The organism is Methanospirillum lacunae, from assembly GCF_003173355.1.
In the GTDB taxonomy this organism is placed as follows: Archaea; Halobacteriota; Methanomicrobia; order Methanomicrobiales; family Methanospirillaceae; genus Methanospirillum; species Methanospirillum lacunae.
The window spans coordinates 1-17753 of record NZ_QGMY01000004.1; the positions used below are offsets into that span (position 1 = coordinate 1).

Consider the following 17753-nt stretch of genomic DNA (forward strand, 5'->3'; position numbering starts at 1 on the left):
GTACTGACCTGCATAGAGGCTCTTGGTAGTTTCCTTGGTAACCTCGTACTCGAACGACATGTCGTCGTTAACGGATTCGGTTGCGTAGATAACCTTGTTCTTACCGAGGATCCACAGTGCTACTCCCAGTGATGGGTCGCCTTCTGCGGTACCTCTGACGTAGAGCTTGTCACCCTTTGCAACGACTGAGCCGGATGCAGTTGCCTGGATGTACGGCTTCTTGATCACGAGTGAGACAGTGTCGTACTGTGCATCATTCAGGTGATCCTTGTCGTTTGGTGCACTTACTGCGTAGATAGTGTAGGTTCCTGCATCCATCTCGAGGTTTGCAGTCTGCCACTTGTACTCGTAAGTGTCATCATCCTGAACATCAGCGACGTCGAAGGACTGTGGCTGGTTGTTGTTTACTTCCTTCTTTGGTGACTTGAGCATTGCACCTGCGGTTGGAAGGTTTGGACCAGTGATGAAGAGATATGTAGTGTCAGTCTCGGAGTTAGTTCCGGAGAGTTTGACTTCCTCACCAAGGTAGTAGCTCTGGTCGCCTGCAGCGACGATGGTAACATCGCCCTTCTCTACCTTGATATCGACCTCATCGGACTTGTACTGGTTGCCGGACTTGCGCTCGACACGAACGGTGTACTTCTTGTCCTTGGTGTCCTTGGTTGTCTTGAACTCAACGGTACGGGTACCACTGGAATTAAGTTTTACCTGTGCGTAGCACTTGGTTCCGTGGTAGTCTGGATCGTCGGGGACATCTTGCTTAACGCTCTTTCCTGCGCCACCCTCGTACTGGTATTTACCAATTTCGTATGGGCCGGCTGGGTCGTCCTGCTTAACGTTGTCCTGAGTGGTCAGGATCATCGGTGGCTGGTCGCCAGTTGCGCCGGTCATGGAGTTGGTTCCCTTAACCCAGAGAATGTACTCTGCGTTTGGAACACCAGTGATAGTGACGGAGAACGGATTGCCACGGACTACTGTGTCCTTGTTGGCCTCGATCTTTACCTGATCGGTGGCAATCTGGACGCTCTTGACTGCGGAAACGGTCTTTCCGGTGTAGTCGGAGCCATCAGGAGCCTTGTACATATCCTTCATTGCATTGGCGTTACACTCTGCCCAGACTGTGTACACACCGGCCTTGTACAGGCGGTTGTTGTTCTGGTCTTCGGCTGCGGTGTTCCACCCGTCGTTCTTTGCGAATTTGGTGTGGTCACTGCCTTCTCCGACCCAGTACCAGAGTTGCTGGTTGACGGTCAGAGCGTTCAGTGGCCAGGACTTGCCGTTGTTTCCAACGAGCTGCTGGTATACACCGCCGTCTGAGGTCTTGACCTTCAGCTTGAACGGACCATCAGCTGCCTGGTACCCTGGACGGGTTGCAAGGCTCTGCATGTTGGTTTCAACTGCAAAGTTGGCGTAGTTACCGACTGGAATTGCCTTGCCGGTGATATCCTCACCTGCGGTTGCATCCCAGATCTTCAGACTGAGGGAAGGCTCCTTCACGTTGAAGGCTGGTGCTCCCTTTGCAGTCTGGTTTGCGGTAGCCTGGCCATTCCATGCGTACCAAATACCGGTCTTACCGACGAAGATGTCTGGTGAGACATAGAATGCCTTAGCATCAGAAACGGTCTGAATGTCAGCAGGCTGCTCAGTATCTGAGTTGCTGCCTGGCTGCCACCATGCAATCTGCTTGGCGCTGCCGGTAGCTGCAGTCACATCAAGGTTCTTTTCTCCAAGGAAGACGTCTCCTCCCTGGCTGACCTTGTTGATTGCTGCAGATGCCGGAAGTGCAATAAATGCACATGCGACAAGCACCATCATTATTACTGCGATTCGTGCGTTCATTACATGTCCTCGAACAGTCCGAGTATACTTACACGCCCACCATTATTTAGACAACAATGTAGGCAGTATACATTTATTTTCAATAAATATAGTGATTGTCTATCATGGAAGGGGAGATTATATATCACAACTATTTTTTTACAGACCTGATGGAAAAAAAGATTCAAAAAAATATCTAATCAACGACAATTTTTGTCTTATTATTATTCCGGGAATTATCTATTACTAACAGCCTCTCATAATATTTGTTGTCTGTGGTTCCTGACAACATCCTGTAACGGATATCATCTTTTCTCTGGGCAGGATGAGATCTCCCCGTCTCACAAGTTTTCCTCCCTCCATGTGCTCACTAATAGTACCATCCAGAATATATTCTCCACAGACCAGGGATTTTTCTGTAGACATGGAACTGTTACTGTCTGATTTTCCGGTAGGAATTATGAGAGGAATATCCCGTTCTTCACCGGCTGTGATATTCGGGAGTTTTGCCATCCCTCCCTTGTACGTAGTGATGCCAGTGGGGCTGATAAGTCGTATGGTTATATATCCTTCCTGCAATGTTCTGAAACCTGAGTTTCGTATCCTGAGGAGGGCATATATCGGATCTCCTCCATGGATCTTTCCACTAATAAGTCTGAATACAACTTGATCGATGAGCGGTACTATTTCGGTGTCTGTTTCTCCACCTGAAAGAGTAGATGGATCGATCTCTTCCGGTGAAAGGGTGATGGCACCATCCATTTCTGGTGGTATAGTGGTAAATTCAATTGGAACAGAAATATTTTCTGTTTTTTCTCCGGCATCCCCCGGGCATAAGGCAGTTTCAGCTACGATAGTGACAATCCCCCGGTTGTCTGAAACATCATTTTGTGCCCATGTCTGTTTATTTGAATCTCCAACCAGGTATGTTCCAGCCTTTATTATCTCTCCTGGGTTGTATGACCAGAAAACATTCTGCTCATCATGTGAGCCGTTCACTCCAAATGCCCTCCATGGACCATACAGGGTTCCGTCTACGTGAACAAGTGATATCTTTCCCGGTGTATCTCCCTGTCCATAATTCCAGTGATGTGTACTTATCGACAGGACTTTCATACAAGAGGTAAATGTAACCAGGGTTGGTTTATCTGGACCATTAAAGAGGGTATCATTGTTCGCGTTGGTCCATGTTAGTTGATCTTTCGCTCCATTTGTGGTCGAAGTGAAAAACAGTGTAATTATTAGGAAAAAGAGAATGATCCTGTTAATTGCATTCATAGTTTGTCTGTGATCTGATAGTATTTAGCAGATTGATATTATACCAGCATCATGCATTGGGCAACACTTTTCCCCTGTAAAGATAAACGAAATAATCAGATCTGCGATTGATGGCAGCCCTGCCTGATCACGATCGACCGTCAGGAGATTCACCCGAAAACCAGTAATGGTCTGAAATCACTCCTTGGACAAGAGAATCGTATCATATACTTGCATGGATCTGTTTCTCCCGGCATACTTTTTAATTTTTGAATTATTTCTGTGTTGATTTTCATTAGTTTTTTTAACCATATCTGTGGTTTTTACCAATGGATATTTCGATTGACGTGGGTTTCTTTTTTTTCTTTTGATTTCTCCTGAGCCTTCTCTTCAGATTTGTGTAATGTATGATTTCACAATACTTTCAATAGAGTACCATTATTATTCCTGACTACGATGATATCCACTTACAATCCCGGATTCATGGTCTACCATGAATTACTCTTCATGAGAATGAGAGATGCCATCACTGAATCCAGTCCGGATAAAAAAAGTAGCCTTTCTTGATATTGGGACGAATTCGATTCGTCTTTTAATTGTAAGAATCTCCATAAACAGGACCTGGAAGATACTTACTGATCAAAAAACTGTAGTCAGGCTAGGTGAAGGAGAATTTGAAAAAAACAGGCTGAATGCTGATGCAATTAAACGAGCTGAAAATGTACTCACGAGGTTTATTCAGAATGCCAGAGAATTTTAGGTAGACGAGATCATGGCAGTTGCCACATCTGCATTACGAGAAGCAGAAAATAGAAATGATTTAATTGATCCGATCTTTTCTGATACCGGCGTCTCCATTAAGGTGATATCAGGAGCTGAAGAAGCGAGGCTGATATGGCTCGGGGTACGAAGTATGATCAGGAATAAGAGAACCAAGACGCTTTTCATCGATATTGGCGGGGGGAGTACTGAAGTCAGTATTGGTGATGTGAATGACCTCCTATTTTCATGTAGTTTAAAACTCGGAGCAATACGAACGACTCAGGCAGTTGTTTCAGCAGGATATCAGAAACCGTATACATCTATCATTTTTGAGAGTCTGAATAGTACCATCCTTGAAGAGTTAGGTTGTATCATTCCTGAACTGGAGAAACATTCGTGTTTTCAGGCATATGGGAGTTCAGGAACGATACTGGCACTTGAATCAATAGCACGTAATGTAAGTGTGACTTCCTCTGCTCATATCCAGGGTATTCTGACCATTCAAGAGTTGAAACAGATAATTAGGTTTTTGGGGAAAATACCACTTGACGATCGACGGAAGGTTGATGGATTAAACCCGGCCAGGGCGGATATTATTATTGCTGGAGCCTGTATCCTCATGGCAATTCTTGAGAAAGCAGAAGTACAGAAAGTACAGGTCACGTCCTATGGTCTTCGTGATGGATTACTCCAGGAGTATTTGCTGACAAAAGTGGATCCCGGAGCGATGGAAATTGGACCCACGAGACAAAATATTATTCAGGAAGTTGGAGAAATATTTCGAATTGATGTATCACATGCTGACAGGGTGCGAAATATTGCTGTAATGCTCTATGAAAGTGGGAAAGAGATTCACCTGTTTAATCTTCCTGATTGTTCTTTGGAACTGCTCATGCATGCAGCATATCTTCACGATATTGGTCATATAGTATCTTATCCTAAACATCATTATCATACATATTATCTGATTCGTTCCCTGCATCTTCCTGAATTCTCCAATGAAGAGAAAGAGATCATTGCACTTATTGCCAGATATCATAGAAAAAAAGTAGCGCGAGAAAAAGACGAACCCTTCTTAAAACTCTGTAAATCTCATCAAAAAATGGTAAAAATGTTGTCATATCTCCTGAGAATTGCAGAAATCCTTGATAGAAGTCATTATGGGAGAATTAGTAGAGTAACATTTAATAATTTAACAAATAAAGCAATAACACTCAACATCGAATGTCCTGATGATATATCACTAGAATTAACAGGAATTAATGATGATAAGGGCCTGTTTAAAAAGATCTTTGGAGTTGAACTTCGTACTACAATCAGTCAACTATCACAAAACGACATAATACACTCAGTATCAAGCGAATTGACATCTTAATAGAACAAAAAATCATGAATTAATCAAACTTCTGTAATTCATCCCATCTATGATCAATAATAATAATTATACTACTCAATCCCGGTCTAATGAATACATTTGTAATCAGATTAAATCCTGGATACAGACGCATCAGTACCTGATTTCTAAATCTGGTGATGTAACTTACCCTCTTCTTGAACGAATAAATTTTCTGGTAACATTTCACGCATCTCTTGATAATTTTTTTATGACCAGGGTTCTTGACTTTAAACATTATCTTGAAAAAGACGGAGTACTTTTTCCACACAATCAGGCTTTTGTCATAGTTCTCGAAGAGTTGTATGATCTGTTGGTTCCATTGCTAAAAATGCAGGATGAGATTTGGACTTCTTCAATATTTCCTAATCTTTGTGCCAAGGAGATTTACATCCATGATCAGAATTCTCTTGAATTAGAACAGCAAAGAAAATGTCGTGATTTTTTTTCCAGAGAAATCTTTCCTATCCTGACTCCTCTTGCCTTTGATAAAACTCATCCATTTCCGTATATTTCAAACTTATCTCTAAATCTTGCAGTAATTCTGCGAGAATCATCTCATTCCCCGGAACTCTTTGTCCGGATTAAGGTACCGGAAGACCAGTTTCCCCGTTTAATATTGTTTCCTGATGAAAAGCCATCATCAGAGAGTCCTTTGCGATATGATCTATTTTTTTTGGAGGACCTCATATCAGCAAATCTTGATCTTTTGTTTCCTGGAATGCAGATTATATCCTCGTATCCATTCCGGGTAACAAGAGATTCGCAGTCACGTTCATGGGGTCTGAATGAAACCTCACTGATACCGATGGATATTAAAGGTACAGAGGAACAAAGACGCAACACTACTGTCCGAATTGAGGTATCGAATGAAATAAACAGACCTGTTTGTGGAATGATATGCGATAATCTCTTCCAGTTTTCGAGGATTTTTTACCGGACCCGCGGACCAATAGGAATGGCAGATATGACTGCTCTTTATAATTTAAATCGGCCGGACCTTAAATACAGGCATTATGACGATACAATTACATGATTGCCTGATTCTTATCAATAATGGGCATACCTGCTAACTTCTTCTGTTTGATCTCTCATTTAATTATTGAGAGATACGTTATCCCAAAATGTATATTTAAATGATTCCCGGGCTATATATTTTATTAGTGACCCTTTTTGGAATCACAATTTTTTTGGTTCTGACAGGCACCGGATTACAAATACCATCCGAGAGAGTCCCAGGTGGTACTCACAGAATTGAAAGGATTGTTTGTGTATGAGTTACTAATTCTGGCTGGATGGAGTTTGGAGTAAATATTCTCCATGACCCTGGCAGACCTCACAATAAATGTCAATATATGGGAAACATTTTGGGCAGAGGTGGAGTGATGTGGAAGAATTAATAACCTGATTATCTGAATGTTCATTGATTGATCTGCTCTCCATATTATCCACTTTCATTCAAAACAGAATAATGATTTAGTATAGAATATCTAGAGAAAACAGATATTTCAATTCATATCTCCAGAGTCTCTCATTTTTAATAGAATTATATTGTCATAACCAGGAAGAATCTGTAATCAATATACGGATCAAATTGATGATGATACGAATTGTTGTTTTTGCCACTATTAATACAATCCTGACTGTATATGCAAAATGACTGAATTTATGCCATTTCCAACCACATGATTTCTTAGTGAAATAATTGCTTGGTACTAATACTCTCATTCATTAAAGTCGCACAAAGAATCTGTAAGATAGCATCCTATGAAGTTGAATAAGTGTCACGTAGAGGCTGGGCATTGAGTTCTGTGGAAAAACTCATGAACAAAAGAGAGAAAATTAAGACTCACATGGAAGAGTTAATTTAAATGCCCCTACTGAGTCCTTTATTTGTTGTATTGTCTTTTCATTACTGAGAACATCTTTTACTTCTTCACCAATCCCTTCGATAGTTGAGATTACGTTCATCTCATGGTCTTTTGCCCATATCTTCAGAGTTTCTAATGTGTGCTCAGTTCCACTCTCCATTGTGGCTGCTACAAAGATCACCTTCTTGTCTTTCAGTAGTTTTGTATGCCAGAGTGAAACGGACCGGTCAATCAGAGCCTTCACTGGTGAACTGACATCAGAGAAATAGACCGGAGATCCAATAACAATAAGATCACTGTGAATCATCCGAAATGCTATCTTTCCAAAGTCATCAGGTATAACACAGTGTCCTTTTTTCTTACACTTTAAACAGCCTTTGCAGGGCTCCAGATGAACATCTGATAATGAGATATTTTTCGTTTTAAGTCCTGAAATATTGGCCTGTTTGATTTCCTTTTCAATAGATCCCAAAATACACTTGGTTGCCCCTTTTCTTCTGTTGCTTCCGCAAATTGTTGTAATCTTCATGGTCATGCCTCAATTAATTTTAAAATGTTTTTACATTACCTTGCCAATAATGAGATATATCAGGAGGAGTCCTGCTAGAATACTTACCATTATTAGCGGTAGATTTTTTTCTATGATTGTCTGGTTATCATCAGGATTTACCGTTTTTAATTGATTAACCTCTTCTGAAATTTTTTGTATCTGGATTGATAGCAAATCAATCGTAGATTTCTGGGCATCATTCACCCTCCCTTCACCGAGAGTTAGAGTAAGTGAAGTCAGGCCTGATGAGAGTTTACTCATCTCATCACGAAGAAATTGGATGTCTGACTGGTTTTCTTTTTGTTGTTTATGTAAAAACTCGTTTTCCCGTTTTAACTCCCTGTTTTCTTCAGCAAGATTAGATTCTTTGACTGCAGCTATCAATCGTGAAACTACGTCCTGTCTGCTTATACCATTTAAAGATGCTTCCTGATCGATGAGGGTAATAATATCGTCAGGAAGCCGTTTTTCTATCTTATCAGATCCCATTGTGATAACCTCCTATGTTGTGAAATGTTTCAATTGGTATCCAACTACTTTTGTTCAGGAATTATGGGAATTTTTTTCCCACACTGGCAACAAAATTTTGCCTCCATCGGATTCTGATAATTACAGGTGCGACAAAGTCCAGGAATAGGTGGATTGAGTTTCTCTATCAGAATGGCAATTATTGCTTCTGATAAAGAAGTACACTTATTTGTAGTGACATATTGATCCAGACTTTCTTTCAGCTCAACCGGCATACGAAGCGATACACTAGCCTGGGATTTTCCTTTTGCTTTCGACATGTAATACAATAATCAATACGGCATGTAATAATTCTATCTACTGTTTGTTCTGTTGTGTATTCATTATTTATTCAACATGTATCTATGATGCCAATTTAAAATGTATGATTTTTATCATTTCCTGGCTTTAATTTTTTACTTGTATTGTGAATTGTGAGTGGATTATAACTTTAACTGGTGAACAGCAGTAAGTGTATTCTAAATACTGTGTCTCAACCTAAAAAGAATTTAGATTTATAATTAAAATCAGTATACTCTTTTCAGATCATGACCAAATCTGTCAAACTGGAATTGTGGTTTTTTTAATTCGGTTGAGGGTTTAATCTAGTCCATTGGATGACCATTACTTTTTGAAAAATATGTACACATCATAGATACCAGAATTTCTATTCGGATTTTCTATTATTCTCTTCGTATAAACTAATACGACAGAGATGATTGTGAATTCCATCCCCTTAAGAGAGCAGTCGATTCAAAACAAGACTGATACTCTGATTTCTCACCCGACCATTACAACTACAGATTCAAAAACACTTCAGAATATCTTGGATTATACTCCCGTTGCGATTCAAATTGTAGGCCCGGAAGGGATGTTTATTGATTGTAACAGAAAAACCATTGAGATGTTTGGGGCTCAGGTTAAGGAGGACATTATTGGTCGTCCTCCCGGGATATTGTCGCCTCCCATTCAGCGTAATGGAAAAAGTTCCTCTGTTCTCTCTCATGAGATGATTATTCGAGCGTTTTCTGGAGAAATAGTTAATTTCAGATGGGATCATCAAAAAATATCAGGTGAGATTTTTCCTGCTAATGTTACACTCAATCAGATTCAGTACGAGGGAAGAACATGCCTCATGGCTACGGTAATAGACCAGAGCGATATTGTTAATCGGATCAGTGCTATGTCTGCTTTAATAGCTAATGCTCCTTTTTCTATTCTCACTATTTCGCCTCAAAAAGAGATACTACATACAAACCCGGCATACTGTGAGGTTACAGGTCACACCAAGGAAGAGGCAAATAGTATAGGATTTCGGGATCATAAAGTGCTGTCCCGTGAAGGGGGATCAATTCAGGATGCTATCAGACTAAAGCAAACAGTATCTGGGAAATTTGTCTGCCATTTTAAGTCCGGGATCAAACATCTAGACTATACCTACATTCCGGTTCTAAACCATAATCATGATGTTGTTCAAATCTATCATATCATGATTGATCAGACAGACCTTATCAATAGATTAAATGAATTTCAACTTCTTATTGACAAGAGTCCTGCAGGCATAATCACCATGGATGTAAATGGTACTATATTATCAACGAATCAGGCTTTTTCTTCAATATCACAGATACCAATCCAGACTATAATATCCAAGAATATTCGTGATTTCAAAATAATATCACGAAAGGGTCCTATGGTTTCTGATGTGGTACGATCAGGTAAACCAGAAAAAGGAGAGCTCGTGATAGACTTTGGAAGCGGTCAGAAGATTCTGGAGTATAGTTATATTCCAGTTCTAGATACCAATAACGCTGTGGTCAGAGTGATAACCATGTATATCGATATGACCGGAGTAAACAGACTAGTCGAATATCTTGAAAAATCTGTTCAAATTGTCACTGAAAATATTGGGTGTATTGCTGAAGGGAAAACAACATTTACCACATCTGTTCTTCCGGCAGATGAATATACCAAATCAACATATGAAAATTTTGTAGTTATTCAGAAATCTCTTGATAAAGCTCGTTTGGCAATCAGTAATCTCGTTGATGATTTCATTAATATTTCTCAAGAGGCTGCATCAGGACATTTATCATATCGTGTAGATCCATCCAGACATCAGGGTGATTACAAGACCATAATTAAGGGCATTAATACGACTCTTGACTCTATTAGTCTTCCTTTACATGAAGCAATGCGTTTGTCAAAAGAATTTGCAGCGTATAATTTTACAGCACGGTTTTCAAGCAAACATGCAATCCAGGGAGACTGGGTTTCATTTCAAAATGCTCTTGATCACATAGGTGCAGAAATATCTTCGGTCTTATCTCATACCCTGGGAAATATTCACGACCTTAAAAAAAATACAGAAGAGGCCAATGCAAGCATTGAAGAGATCACTGCCGGATCAGGTGAAGTAACTTCTTTAATGTCAGTTATTCAGAGAAAAACTGAAGAGGGTGATTCGAGTACCAAGCAGATTCTCAACGCTATGAAAGATATGGTAGATGTTGTTGGTGCTGTTTCAATGAAGGCTGATGAAGTTGCATCCCTTTCCCAGGAGGCTACTTTATCAGCAAAAAGTGGAATTGAACTGGCTCATAAATCAGAACATTCTATGAAGGCGATTGCCAGTTCCTCTGACCATGTTGGGACAATTATATCTGATATTAATGTGCAGATGAATGAGATTGGAAAGATCGTCAAATTAATCTCTGACATTGCCAGCCAGACTAATCTTCTTGCATTAAATGCAGCAATCGAAGCGGCCCGTGCTGGAGAAGCAGGACGGGGTTTTGCTGTAGTAGCTTCAGAAGTGAAATCCCTTGCTCAGGACTCCAGGAAGTCAGCTGAAACAATAGCAGATCTGATAACATCACTCCAACAAAAGTCCGAATCTGCAAAAGATGCAATGACTGAATCCAATCAGGTTGTTTTGGAAGGAAGAAGGTCACTTGAGCAAACTTTGCAGGCATTTAATGAGATTGCACAAAAAATTGAGAATATTAGCAGTCATATCACTGAAGTAGCATCATCAACAGAAGAGCAGGCAGCTTCTGTGGAGGAGGTGACATCCAGCATACAGGAGATTGCTGATCTTACTCATATAATCAGAGATGAGACTGTATCAGTATCAAGTACTTCCCAAGAGATTTCATCAGCCCTTTCTCAAATTAACAAGGTTGTATCAAATATTGTTGTTATAGTTGATGGTGTATCTGATAAGATGGTACGATTTCAGGTCTGATTCTAAAAATCAAATCCTATTTTGTTAAAAGAAATATCTACCCTGTTTAATCATTTTATACATACATTTTCCAAAAATATTACTCCGAAACATTTTTTGATAAAATATACAACATGGGGTATTGGGTATTCTATTAAGTATTGAGAGAATTGAGAGAAATAATAATAAGCTTAATGCCAGATATCATATGGGGTGTGCTCCACCTCACAATAACTGTAGCAGAAATTTTTCAGTACAACTACAATTTTGATTCCGGTCTTATTGGTCGGACCGGAATCTTAATACTTTATCGTGGCTGTTTTCGCGAAGAATCCACTTGAAAATAATTGGTTTTTTAGCAGATAAACCTCAATATTATTTGAGCTTTAAATTGCTGTTTTTTTTTAATTTCTGGGTTTTAAAAAATTTTGTTTAAACGTGATTTTAATAAAATTAAATAATGTATTGGGCAGATCGGTTCTTTTTTGAAATATATTATGTATCATCTATTGAGATAATTGAGATAACCTATATGTTCTGTTCAGTCAAAATAAATGAGGGTGTTTTCACCCTTTAATCATTCTTATACTCTATGATGCATCAACAACCCCTATCTTATTGATAGGGCATCTCATCTTTTGGTAATGTTCTTGTTTCATTTAATTTTGGTTCTTGCGATGTGAATTATTCATTGGGTGGAAAATAATCACCATCGATTCTATAATAATCCGGTTTCTTTGTTATAATATTCATTATTGAAAAAGAACTGAGATAAATATCTCGTTAAGTAATTATTGTTGTTTTGTTCTTTTGACTTACAGTCTCTATAGAGAAGATTGAGAAAAACAATATGGTGATGGGGATATATTATTATTTGAGGTGCAAATCACCTCGTCATAAAACACACCTGGGAATAGCTTCCTAACTCCACGATATCCAATCCCTGTCTCATTAAAACAGGCAGGGATAAATTTTGATACTTTAGTTCCTATTGTCTGACCCTTTTTATTAATAATTGATGGTAATGAAATGTGAGGGTTTGAATGGTGAAATGAAAAAACTCGTTTTCAGGTTTATAAGGGAAAAAAAGAGTAGTGTGTCGAATCGACGTACCGTAACCAGTTATGATTTGGTTCTATCGTTTCCCTGTCTTACAAGCCATGTAGCACCGATCACCACTACAAGTGTCAGGAAGATACCTACAATAATTGAAATGACACCTCCCAGGGTTCCCATGGTTTCTCCAAGTGAGTAATCCGGCATTGGTGCAGAATATGAAAATGTTCCAGTGCCTATTACCTCTGGATCACCATCTTCAGGTGCTGATCCTGTAAGATCTTTCTGTCCTGAAACCATAAGTGCAGTACTTTCCAGACCATCAGGATCACCTGATGCCAGAAAAACTGCGAGAACACCGATTACCAGTGCAAAAAGAATCCCGGCAATCAGGAAGGTCTTATTATCCATCATGCTGCAACTCCTACTGTTGAACTTACGAGATCGGGACGAGCTTTTGAGAGAAGGTAGATTACGACTGCTGTGACGATTCCTTCAATTATCCCGATTGCTGCATGGTAGATACCCATTGCCAGAAGGCCTGGCACAAGTGGGAATGTTCCAGCAAAAAACATCTCAATTGCACATGCCAGAGATGGGATAAGACAGGCAAACCATGCTGCTACTCCTGCTGACAGGAATGGATTTTTCACAAGTCTGTTAAAACCGTGGAACGTATAGTATCCAACAAATCCTCCAATTACTCCCATGTTTATAATATTTGCACCCATCGTGGTGAGCCCTCCATCACCAAAGATGAGTCCCTGAATGATAAGGACCAGAGAGAGAATAAAAACTGCAGCAAAGGGAGATCCTAGGACAATTGCCGCAAGTGCTCCACCTACCAGATGACCACTGGTCCCCATACTAACTGGGAGATTAAATCCCTGTAGTGCAAAAATCCCTGCAGCCAGAACTGCAATAAGTGGAATTTTGTCCTCGCTCATCTCATTTTTTGCCCATCTGATTGCGAGGGCCAGAAATATCAGAGCTATAATCCAGTATAAAGCCGCTTGCGGGATTGGTATAAATGCGTCTGGGATATGCATACAGTTTCATCTCTTACTTATGTCATCCTATATGTTACTACTAATTTGTATTTACGTGTGATCATTTTGTCAAATTGTATTTTTATAATAGTATCTTTGTGGGTAACACTTCATTCTTGTATACTACAGCAATTCCGATAATTGATGAAGTAAAATCAATTGATGGAAAGAATGAAATTAAGGCGATTATGAGGAATTTCTATAATAATAGTGGAGTTAAAGCGCCTCAATGTTTATCTTTTTTAATCCTATTCTTCCTTCCTAATCAGAGGTAAATCTTAAAAAATGTTTGTTGCAAGTTATATGAAATATAAATAGAGAAAATTATGTTGTACAAATTTAAAAATTTATAATACTAAAGGTGATATAATAATTTTTAATTTCTTGTCTCAGGATATCATAGAAAAAAAGGATCCTTCTGTAAGTAAAAATAATTCCTTAAGGTCTATCAATATTATACGATGAATTGAATAATTTAATAAAAAAATCCATTAACACCATAATTGGCGTATTTTGAACCATTTGGCACTAATTTGTATACTTTTACCTTTTAAAGTAAAATCTCACAGCGTTCTGATTCTATTAATTTTCATATAAATCTGAAATCTGACATCCGGGTTATTGTCTTTTCAGGATGAATAATATGAGATGTCGGTTCTATGTGACGTAATTTATTTTATTCAGATAATTCAAGCTCAAATTTCTCAGTACGTAATTATGTTCTTATATAATTTCCCGATACGATGGGTTGAGATGCGAAAGATGTGGAATATGCGGAGATACTACACACTCATTTTCTCTGAATATGTATTGATTAAGGAGCAGTAATAATGGCAAGACCCATCATTCTGGCGACATGTTCAGGAGTATGTAATGTTGGTCAGTTGACAACCCTGGCTGCAATGCAACTTGTCCGCAGATTTCCTGGTTTTTATCGATGGGTAAAAATAGAGAAAGGAAAGGCAATTAAGTTCATTTCACCGGATGATTCAATATGGGTTTTAGTAGGATGTAATGAACGGTGTGCGTGTAAAGAACTTGAGAAATCCGGTGTAGGGTATGGGCGAACGGTCATAGCAACCGATCTTGGAATCGTTCGTGATGTCAATGCAGAGGGAAGGTTTGATGAGATATCCCGCTTTGTTGATATTATCCCCCTTCGTAATGAGTAGATTATAAAGAATGTGTCACAAAGAAATAGCGGAAAACTCAATATATAATTTCAAAAAGTTGTGAAATATATGGATTCATTTGCTTCAGGATTTGCAAAGGTTGATAAAACAAATGATGCTGACTCATTTGTTCAATATCTTGATCTTATCCATTCAATTCCCTTTTTTCGGGAATCAAAAACTCAAAGTTATTGTAAACTTAACTTGTCTCCTGGAGATTCTGTTTTAGAGATCGGATGTGGTAATGGCACGGATCTCAATAATCTCGCCAAAAGCGTGGGTAATTTGGGGATGGCTGTGGGAATTGATATAAGTTCAACGATGCTCAACGCAGCACGAAAGAATGCGACTGCCATTAATTGTCATCCGGAATGTATTCTCTGTGACGGGTTGCATCTCGCCTTTCCTACCAACACATTTCATGGTGTTCGGTCAGATCGGGTAATACAACATACAAGTGATCCATTTGCTGTGATTAAGGAGATAGCACGGGTAACCAGGCCAGAAGGGAGAGTTGTCATATTTGAGCCAGACTGGGAAACGTATACACTCTGGCCTGGAGATCCAAAAGTATGTAGGAAAGTTATGAACTTCTGGTGTGATAATATCCCTTCAGGGAAGGTGGGACGTTTATTATATGCTGCATTTTCTGATGCGGCTCTTATTGAAATCGAAGTTTATCCTTACACCCTCACTGTAACAAATCTTTCATTGGCAAGACAGATTTTTGATCTTGACACTACTTTCTCACTGGCTGTCAGAGAAGGAATTGTAAACCAAACTGAGGTAAACCAGTGGGAAGAAGAACTCTCCCAGGCTGATCACACCGGTCAATTTTTTAGTACCCTGACTTTTTTCCTGGTAACAGGAAAAAAGCAATCACCTTGTTGATTGAATTTACTTCCGATTCTTGATTTCAGAAGTGTGAACAGATCCATCGGTTTCATAGGATGTGAGTCTGATCAAGATTAGGGATGAATGAATGTGGCGTTACCTGAACCAATAGAAGAGTCGTTAGGTCAGATAGGAGGAATCGAAGGACTCAAACAATATCTCCCCCCTGGTGATGAACTCAACCGGAAATCAAAGGTTTTTACAGCTCTAGCCGATTCTACAAGACTAAAGATCCTGTATCTTCTAAATACCCAGCCACTTTGTGTCTGTGTTATCAAGGAAGTAATAGATATTGCAGACTCTAAGTTATCCTATCATCTTAAAGCCCTTACGACTGCAGGTTTAATCGATAAAGAACAAAATGGGCCATTTCTGATCTACTCAATTACTCATACTGGAAAGCGATGTATTCAGATATGGGTCTGATTTTTAGAGACTCGTTATTAAAACTCATATTGCAGATAATCTGCAATATGTTTAAACTGTTGCAATTAGAGGTTTTTTCGTTCAGAATTTTAAAAATGTTAAGAAAATATGGCAATGAAAGGAGTTATTCTCCACAACAGGACTCTTCACCACAACCGCATCCCCCGCTATCCATATCTTTCCCTCTGATGGCAGCACCTATCATCGCCCAGGCACATCCTACCCCGCTCTGAACTTCTATGGCCTGGGTCGGACAATTCAGGGCACATGCTCCACATTCCATACATCGTACCGGGTTTTTGAGTTCGACACTCTTCATTCCTTCTTCAAAAACCCCGTGTGGACAGACTTCAGTACAGCGTCTGCAGTTTATGCACTTATCCTGATGAAAGTTTAACGTATTTTCAGTATATGAATTAAACATCAAATCATCCCCATAATGCGAAATACTCCTAATGCCACTCCGATAATTATTCCTAAAGCACTTAGTGTAACCATCACCGGCACATATTTAAAGATCTCTTTTTTCACGCCGGTTCGTGATGTGTAAGTAGTTGAACCAGTAAAATTAAGTCCAAGGTATGAAACCACTGGTGGGATTATGAGGAGAGGGACAAGTGCTCCGGCAATCTGTGTCCAGTAAGGGAGTGTGGGCACTGAAGCATATGAAGCTGCGAAAGGAATAGCTGCTACTAGCCCAAGTATCAAACCTTTAGTAGAGAAGTCTTTTGTCGGAATAATGGGAAGAAGAACTGGAAAGAGAATCGTTCCGGTAACTATTGTAGTAATTACTGCAACAGCTGCCAGGGGTCCTGCCAGAAACCAGAGAGCAACAGCTGCAATTAGTCCTGGCAGTATTGTTTGAACCAGCTCAACCGGGGTCAATACCAGGCGATCATATGTAGAAAATTCAACTCTTCTCATTTCTGGAGTTGCCTTTCCTGTTTTCAGATATTCCGGGAGATCTTTTGCTCTTACTGGTCCATATTCTACTCTAAAACCTGACCGACGCTGCACTTCTGGTGCCGAGACTCCGGGAGCTCCAAGTTGTGGAACAACGATCTTCCTGTGTGAAACAATGTTCGCAAGTCCTGTAGCCTCAATTTGATGAATCAGTTCATCAGTTCCGAATGTTCCTTTCCCTGCAGCACACCATACATTGATTCCTTTGGTATCCAGGACTAGTATGTAGGCGTCATGTCTTTTTAGTGAGGATCTGAGTATATCAAAACTCAGAGTATAATTTGCAGAGGCAAACCCAGGGGAGTCTGCATTTGGATTCCCTAGTTTGTATAGACCCGGAGAAATCCGATGCTCTGATCTCTTGTATCCCCATCGGGCAAGAACATGATCAATCCGGTTTGCATATGTGATCGTACTATCTGTTTGTGCCACTTCAGAGCAACTTTTTGAATCAACACTCTGGCACGAACAGGAACTGCATGAACAATCTGAAGACATTTTCTCTACTTACGCTCCGGTATTATTCATAAGGGGTGAGAGAACATCGCTAATCATACCACTCAAATTTTCTACTTTCATCAATGCAAAACAGCATATTGAACCTTCTTTTTCCCAGCTGATCAGAGCTAATTTGTCTCCTGATTTGATGTTAGCACGGTCACGAACATCTTTTGGGAGTACCATCTGACCACGATCATCGATTGTCAGGATTGATTCAACTTTACATGTAGTTTTTGGACCACAATCACATTGAAAAGAATCAGAAGAATCCCTGTCACTTTTAGTTTTTGCCATTTCGGGTATTAACA

At 39.6% G+C, this 17753-nt stretch carries 17 protein-coding genes; 7 read left to right on the plus strand and 10 right to left on the minus strand.

Annotated features, from left to right (window positions below):
- Positions 1 to 1839: MEMAR_RS02690 family S-layer glycoprotein (locus DK846_RS05400; protein WP_109967920.1), on the minus strand; the 1839-nt coding region annotated here is incomplete at its 3' end.
- Between the two features lie 225 nt (positions 1840 to 2064).
- The gene (locus tag DK846_RS05405; protein WP_109967921.1) at positions 2065 to 3096 is read right to left on the minus strand and encodes a hypothetical protein; all 1032 of its coding nucleotides are present in this window, start codon (positions 3094 to 3096) and stop codon (positions 2065 to 2067) included.
- A gap of 499 nt (positions 3097 to 3595) precedes the next feature.
- Between DK846_RS05405 and DK846_RS05410 the strand changes: the two genes are divergently transcribed.
- From DK846_RS05410 to DK846_RS05420, 3 genes are read left to right on the plus strand one after another with little or no spacing between them, the layout of a single operon-like run.
- Complete coding sequence (locus DK846_RS05410) at positions 3596 to 3835, plus strand: hypothetical protein (protein WP_109967922.1); 240 nt, start codon at positions 3596 to 3598, stop codon at positions 3833 to 3835.
- A 12-nt stretch (positions 3836 to 3847) separates the two neighbouring features.
- Entirely contained in the window at positions 3848 to 5212 is a 1365-nt protein-coding gene (locus tag DK846_RS05415) for a Ppx/GppA phosphatase family protein (protein WP_109967923.1), read from the plus strand.
- A 49-nt stretch (positions 5213 to 5261) separates the two neighbouring features.
- On the plus strand, positions 5262 to 6266 hold the full coding sequence (locus tag DK846_RS05420) for a polyphosphate kinase (RefSeq protein ID WP_109967924.1): 1005 nt from the start codon (positions 5262 to 5264) through the stop codon (positions 6264 to 6266).
- Between the two features lie 806 nt (positions 6267 to 7072).
- On the opposite strand, the gene DK846_RS05430 is transcribed toward DK846_RS05420, so the two are convergent.
- From DK846_RS05430 to DK846_RS05440, 3 genes are read right to left on the minus strand one after another with little or no spacing between them, the layout of a single operon-like run.
- The gene (locus tag DK846_RS05430) at positions 7073 to 7630 is read right to left on the minus strand and encodes a flavodoxin family protein (RefSeq protein WP_181391638.1); all 558 of its coding nucleotides are present in this window, start codon (positions 7628 to 7630) and stop codon (positions 7073 to 7075) included.
- 30 nt (positions 7631 to 7660) lie between these two features.
- A complete protein-coding gene (locus tag DK846_RS05435) occupies positions 7661 to 8140 on the minus strand; it encodes a hypothetical protein (RefSeq protein WP_109967927.1) in 480 nt (159 codons plus the stop codon).
- Between the two features lie 44 nt (positions 8141 to 8184).
- Positions 8185 to 8439, minus strand: a complete 255-nt coding sequence (locus DK846_RS05440) for a hypothetical protein (RefSeq protein WP_146201142.1) — start codon at positions 8437 to 8439, stop codon at positions 8185 to 8187.
- Between the two features lie 440 nt (positions 8440 to 8879).
- On the opposite strand from DK846_RS05440, the gene DK846_RS05445 reads away from it, so the two are divergent.
- Positions 8880 to 11405 (plus strand): methyl-accepting chemotaxis protein, encoded by a 2526-nt coding sequence (locus tag DK846_RS05445; protein ID WP_181391639.1) that lies wholly within the window; start codon positions 8880 to 8882, stop codon positions 11403 to 11405.
- A gap of 1101 nt (positions 11406 to 12506) precedes the next feature.
- On the opposite strand, the gene DK846_RS05450 is transcribed toward DK846_RS05445, so the two are convergent.
- Together DK846_RS05450 and cbiM are read right to left on the minus strand one after the other, a co-directional pair.
- Positions 12507 to 12854, minus strand: coding sequence for a PDGLE domain-containing protein (locus tag DK846_RS05450; RefSeq protein WP_109967930.1), 348 nt, complete (start codon positions 12852 to 12854; stop codon positions 12507 to 12509).
- A complete protein-coding gene (gene cbiM / locus DK846_RS05455; RefSeq protein WP_109967931.1) occupies positions 12851 to 13489 on the minus strand; it encodes a cobalt transporter CbiM in 639 nt (212 codons plus the stop codon). The genes DK846_RS05450 and cbiM overlap by 4 nt, the downstream gene beginning before the upstream one ends.
- Positions 13490 to 14319: 830 nt before the next feature.
- Between cbiM and DK846_RS05465 the strand changes: the two genes are divergently transcribed.
- From DK846_RS05465 to DK846_RS05475, 3 genes are all read left to right on the plus strand, one after another.
- Complete coding sequence (locus DK846_RS05465) at positions 14320 to 14661, plus strand: putative zinc-binding protein (RefSeq protein ID WP_109967933.1); 342 nt, start codon at positions 14320 to 14322, stop codon at positions 14659 to 14661.
- A 69-nt stretch (positions 14662 to 14730) separates the two neighbouring features.
- Entirely contained in the window at positions 14731 to 15552 is an 822-nt protein-coding gene (locus DK846_RS05470; protein ID WP_109967934.1) for a methyltransferase domain-containing protein, read from the plus strand.
- Positions 15553 to 15639: 87 nt separating this feature from the next.
- A complete protein-coding gene (locus DK846_RS05475; RefSeq protein WP_109967935.1) occupies positions 15640 to 15981 on the plus strand; it encodes an ArsR/SmtB family transcription factor in 342 nt (113 codons plus the stop codon).
- Positions 15982 to 16105: 124 nt separating this feature from the next.
- Here the strand turns inward: DK846_RS05475 and hgcB are convergent, their stop codons facing one another.
- The 3 genes from hgcB to hgcC are packed head-to-tail and all read right to left on the minus strand — an operon-like array spanning position 16106 to position 17739.
- Positions 16106 to 16405 carry a mercury methylation ferredoxin HgcB gene (gene hgcB / locus DK846_RS05480; RefSeq protein ID WP_109967936.1) on the minus strand — a complete coding sequence of 100 codons (300 nt, stop codon included), beginning with the start codon at positions 16403 to 16405 and terminating at the stop codon, positions 16106 to 16108.
- Entirely contained in the window at positions 16405 to 17442 is a 1038-nt protein-coding gene (gene hgcA / locus DK846_RS05485) for a mercury methylation corrinoid protein HgcA (protein WP_109967937.1), read from the minus strand. Before hgcA ends, hgcB begins: the two co-directional genes overlap by 1 nt.
- Before the next feature lie 9 nt (positions 17443 to 17451).
- Positions 17452 to 17739 (minus strand): HgcAB-associated protein HgcC, encoded by a 288-nt coding sequence (hgcC, locus tag DK846_RS05490; RefSeq protein WP_109967938.1) that lies wholly within the window; start codon positions 17737 to 17739, stop codon positions 17452 to 17454.
- Positions 17740 to 17753: the final 14 nt, after the last annotated feature.

Excerpts from the sequence above, each read along its gene's own strand:
- DK846_RS05465 (WP_109967933.1), top strand. The coding sequence starts at position 14,320 with ATGGCAAGACCCATCATTCTGGCGACATGTTCAGGAGTATGTAATGTT.
- DK846_RS05450 (WP_109967930.1), bottom strand. The coding sequence starts at position 12,854 with ATGATGGATAATAAGACCTTCCTGATTGCCGGGATTCTTTTTGCACTG.
- DK846_RS05415 (WP_109967923.1), top strand. The coding sequence starts at position 3,848 with ATGGCAGTTGCCACATCTGCATTACGAGAAGCAGAAAATAGAAATGAT.
- hgcA (WP_109967937.1), bottom strand. The coding sequence starts at position 17,442 with ATGTCTTCAGATTGTTCATGCAGTTCCTGTTCGTGCCAGAGTGTTGAT.
- DK846_RS05410 (WP_109967922.1), top strand. The coding sequence starts at position 3,596 with ATGCCATCACTGAATCCAGTCCGGATAAAAAAAGTAGCCTTTCTTGAT.
- DK846_RS05470 (WP_109967934.1), top strand. The coding sequence starts at position 14,731 with ATGGATTCATTTGCTTCAGGATTTGCAAAGGTTGATAAAACAAATGAT.
- hgcB (WP_109967936.1), bottom strand. The coding sequence starts at position 16,405 with ATGTTTAATTCATATACTGAAAATACGTTAAACTTTCATCAGGATAAG.
- DK846_RS05420 (WP_109967924.1), top strand. The coding sequence starts at position 5,262 with ATGATCAATAATAATAATTATACTACTCAATCCCGGTCTAATGAATAC.
- DK846_RS05475 (WP_109967935.1), top strand. The coding sequence starts at position 15,640 with ATGAATGTGGCGTTACCTGAACCAATAGAAGAGTCGTTAGGTCAGATA.
- DK846_RS05405 (WP_109967921.1), bottom strand. The coding sequence starts at position 3,096 with ATGAATGCAATTAACAGGATCATTCTCTTTTTCCTAATAATTACACTG.
- DK846_RS05440 (WP_146201142.1), bottom strand. The coding sequence starts at position 8,439 with ATGTCGAAAGCAAAAGGAAAATCCCAGGCTAGTGTATCGCTTCGTATG.
- DK846_RS05435 (WP_109967927.1), bottom strand. The coding sequence starts at position 8,140 with ATGGGATCTGATAAGATAGAAAAACGGCTTCCTGACGATATTATTACC.
- DK846_RS05430 (WP_181391638.1), bottom strand. The coding sequence starts at position 7,630 with ATGAAGATTACAACAATTTGCGGAAGCAACAGAAGAAAAGGGGCAACC.
- hgcC (WP_109967938.1), bottom strand. The coding sequence starts at position 17,739 with ATGGCAAAAACTAAAAGTGACAGGGATTCTTCTGATTCTTTTCAATGT.
- cbiM (WP_109967931.1), bottom strand. The coding sequence starts at position 13,489 with ATGCATATCCCAGACGCATTTATACCAATCCCGCAAGCGGCTTTATAC.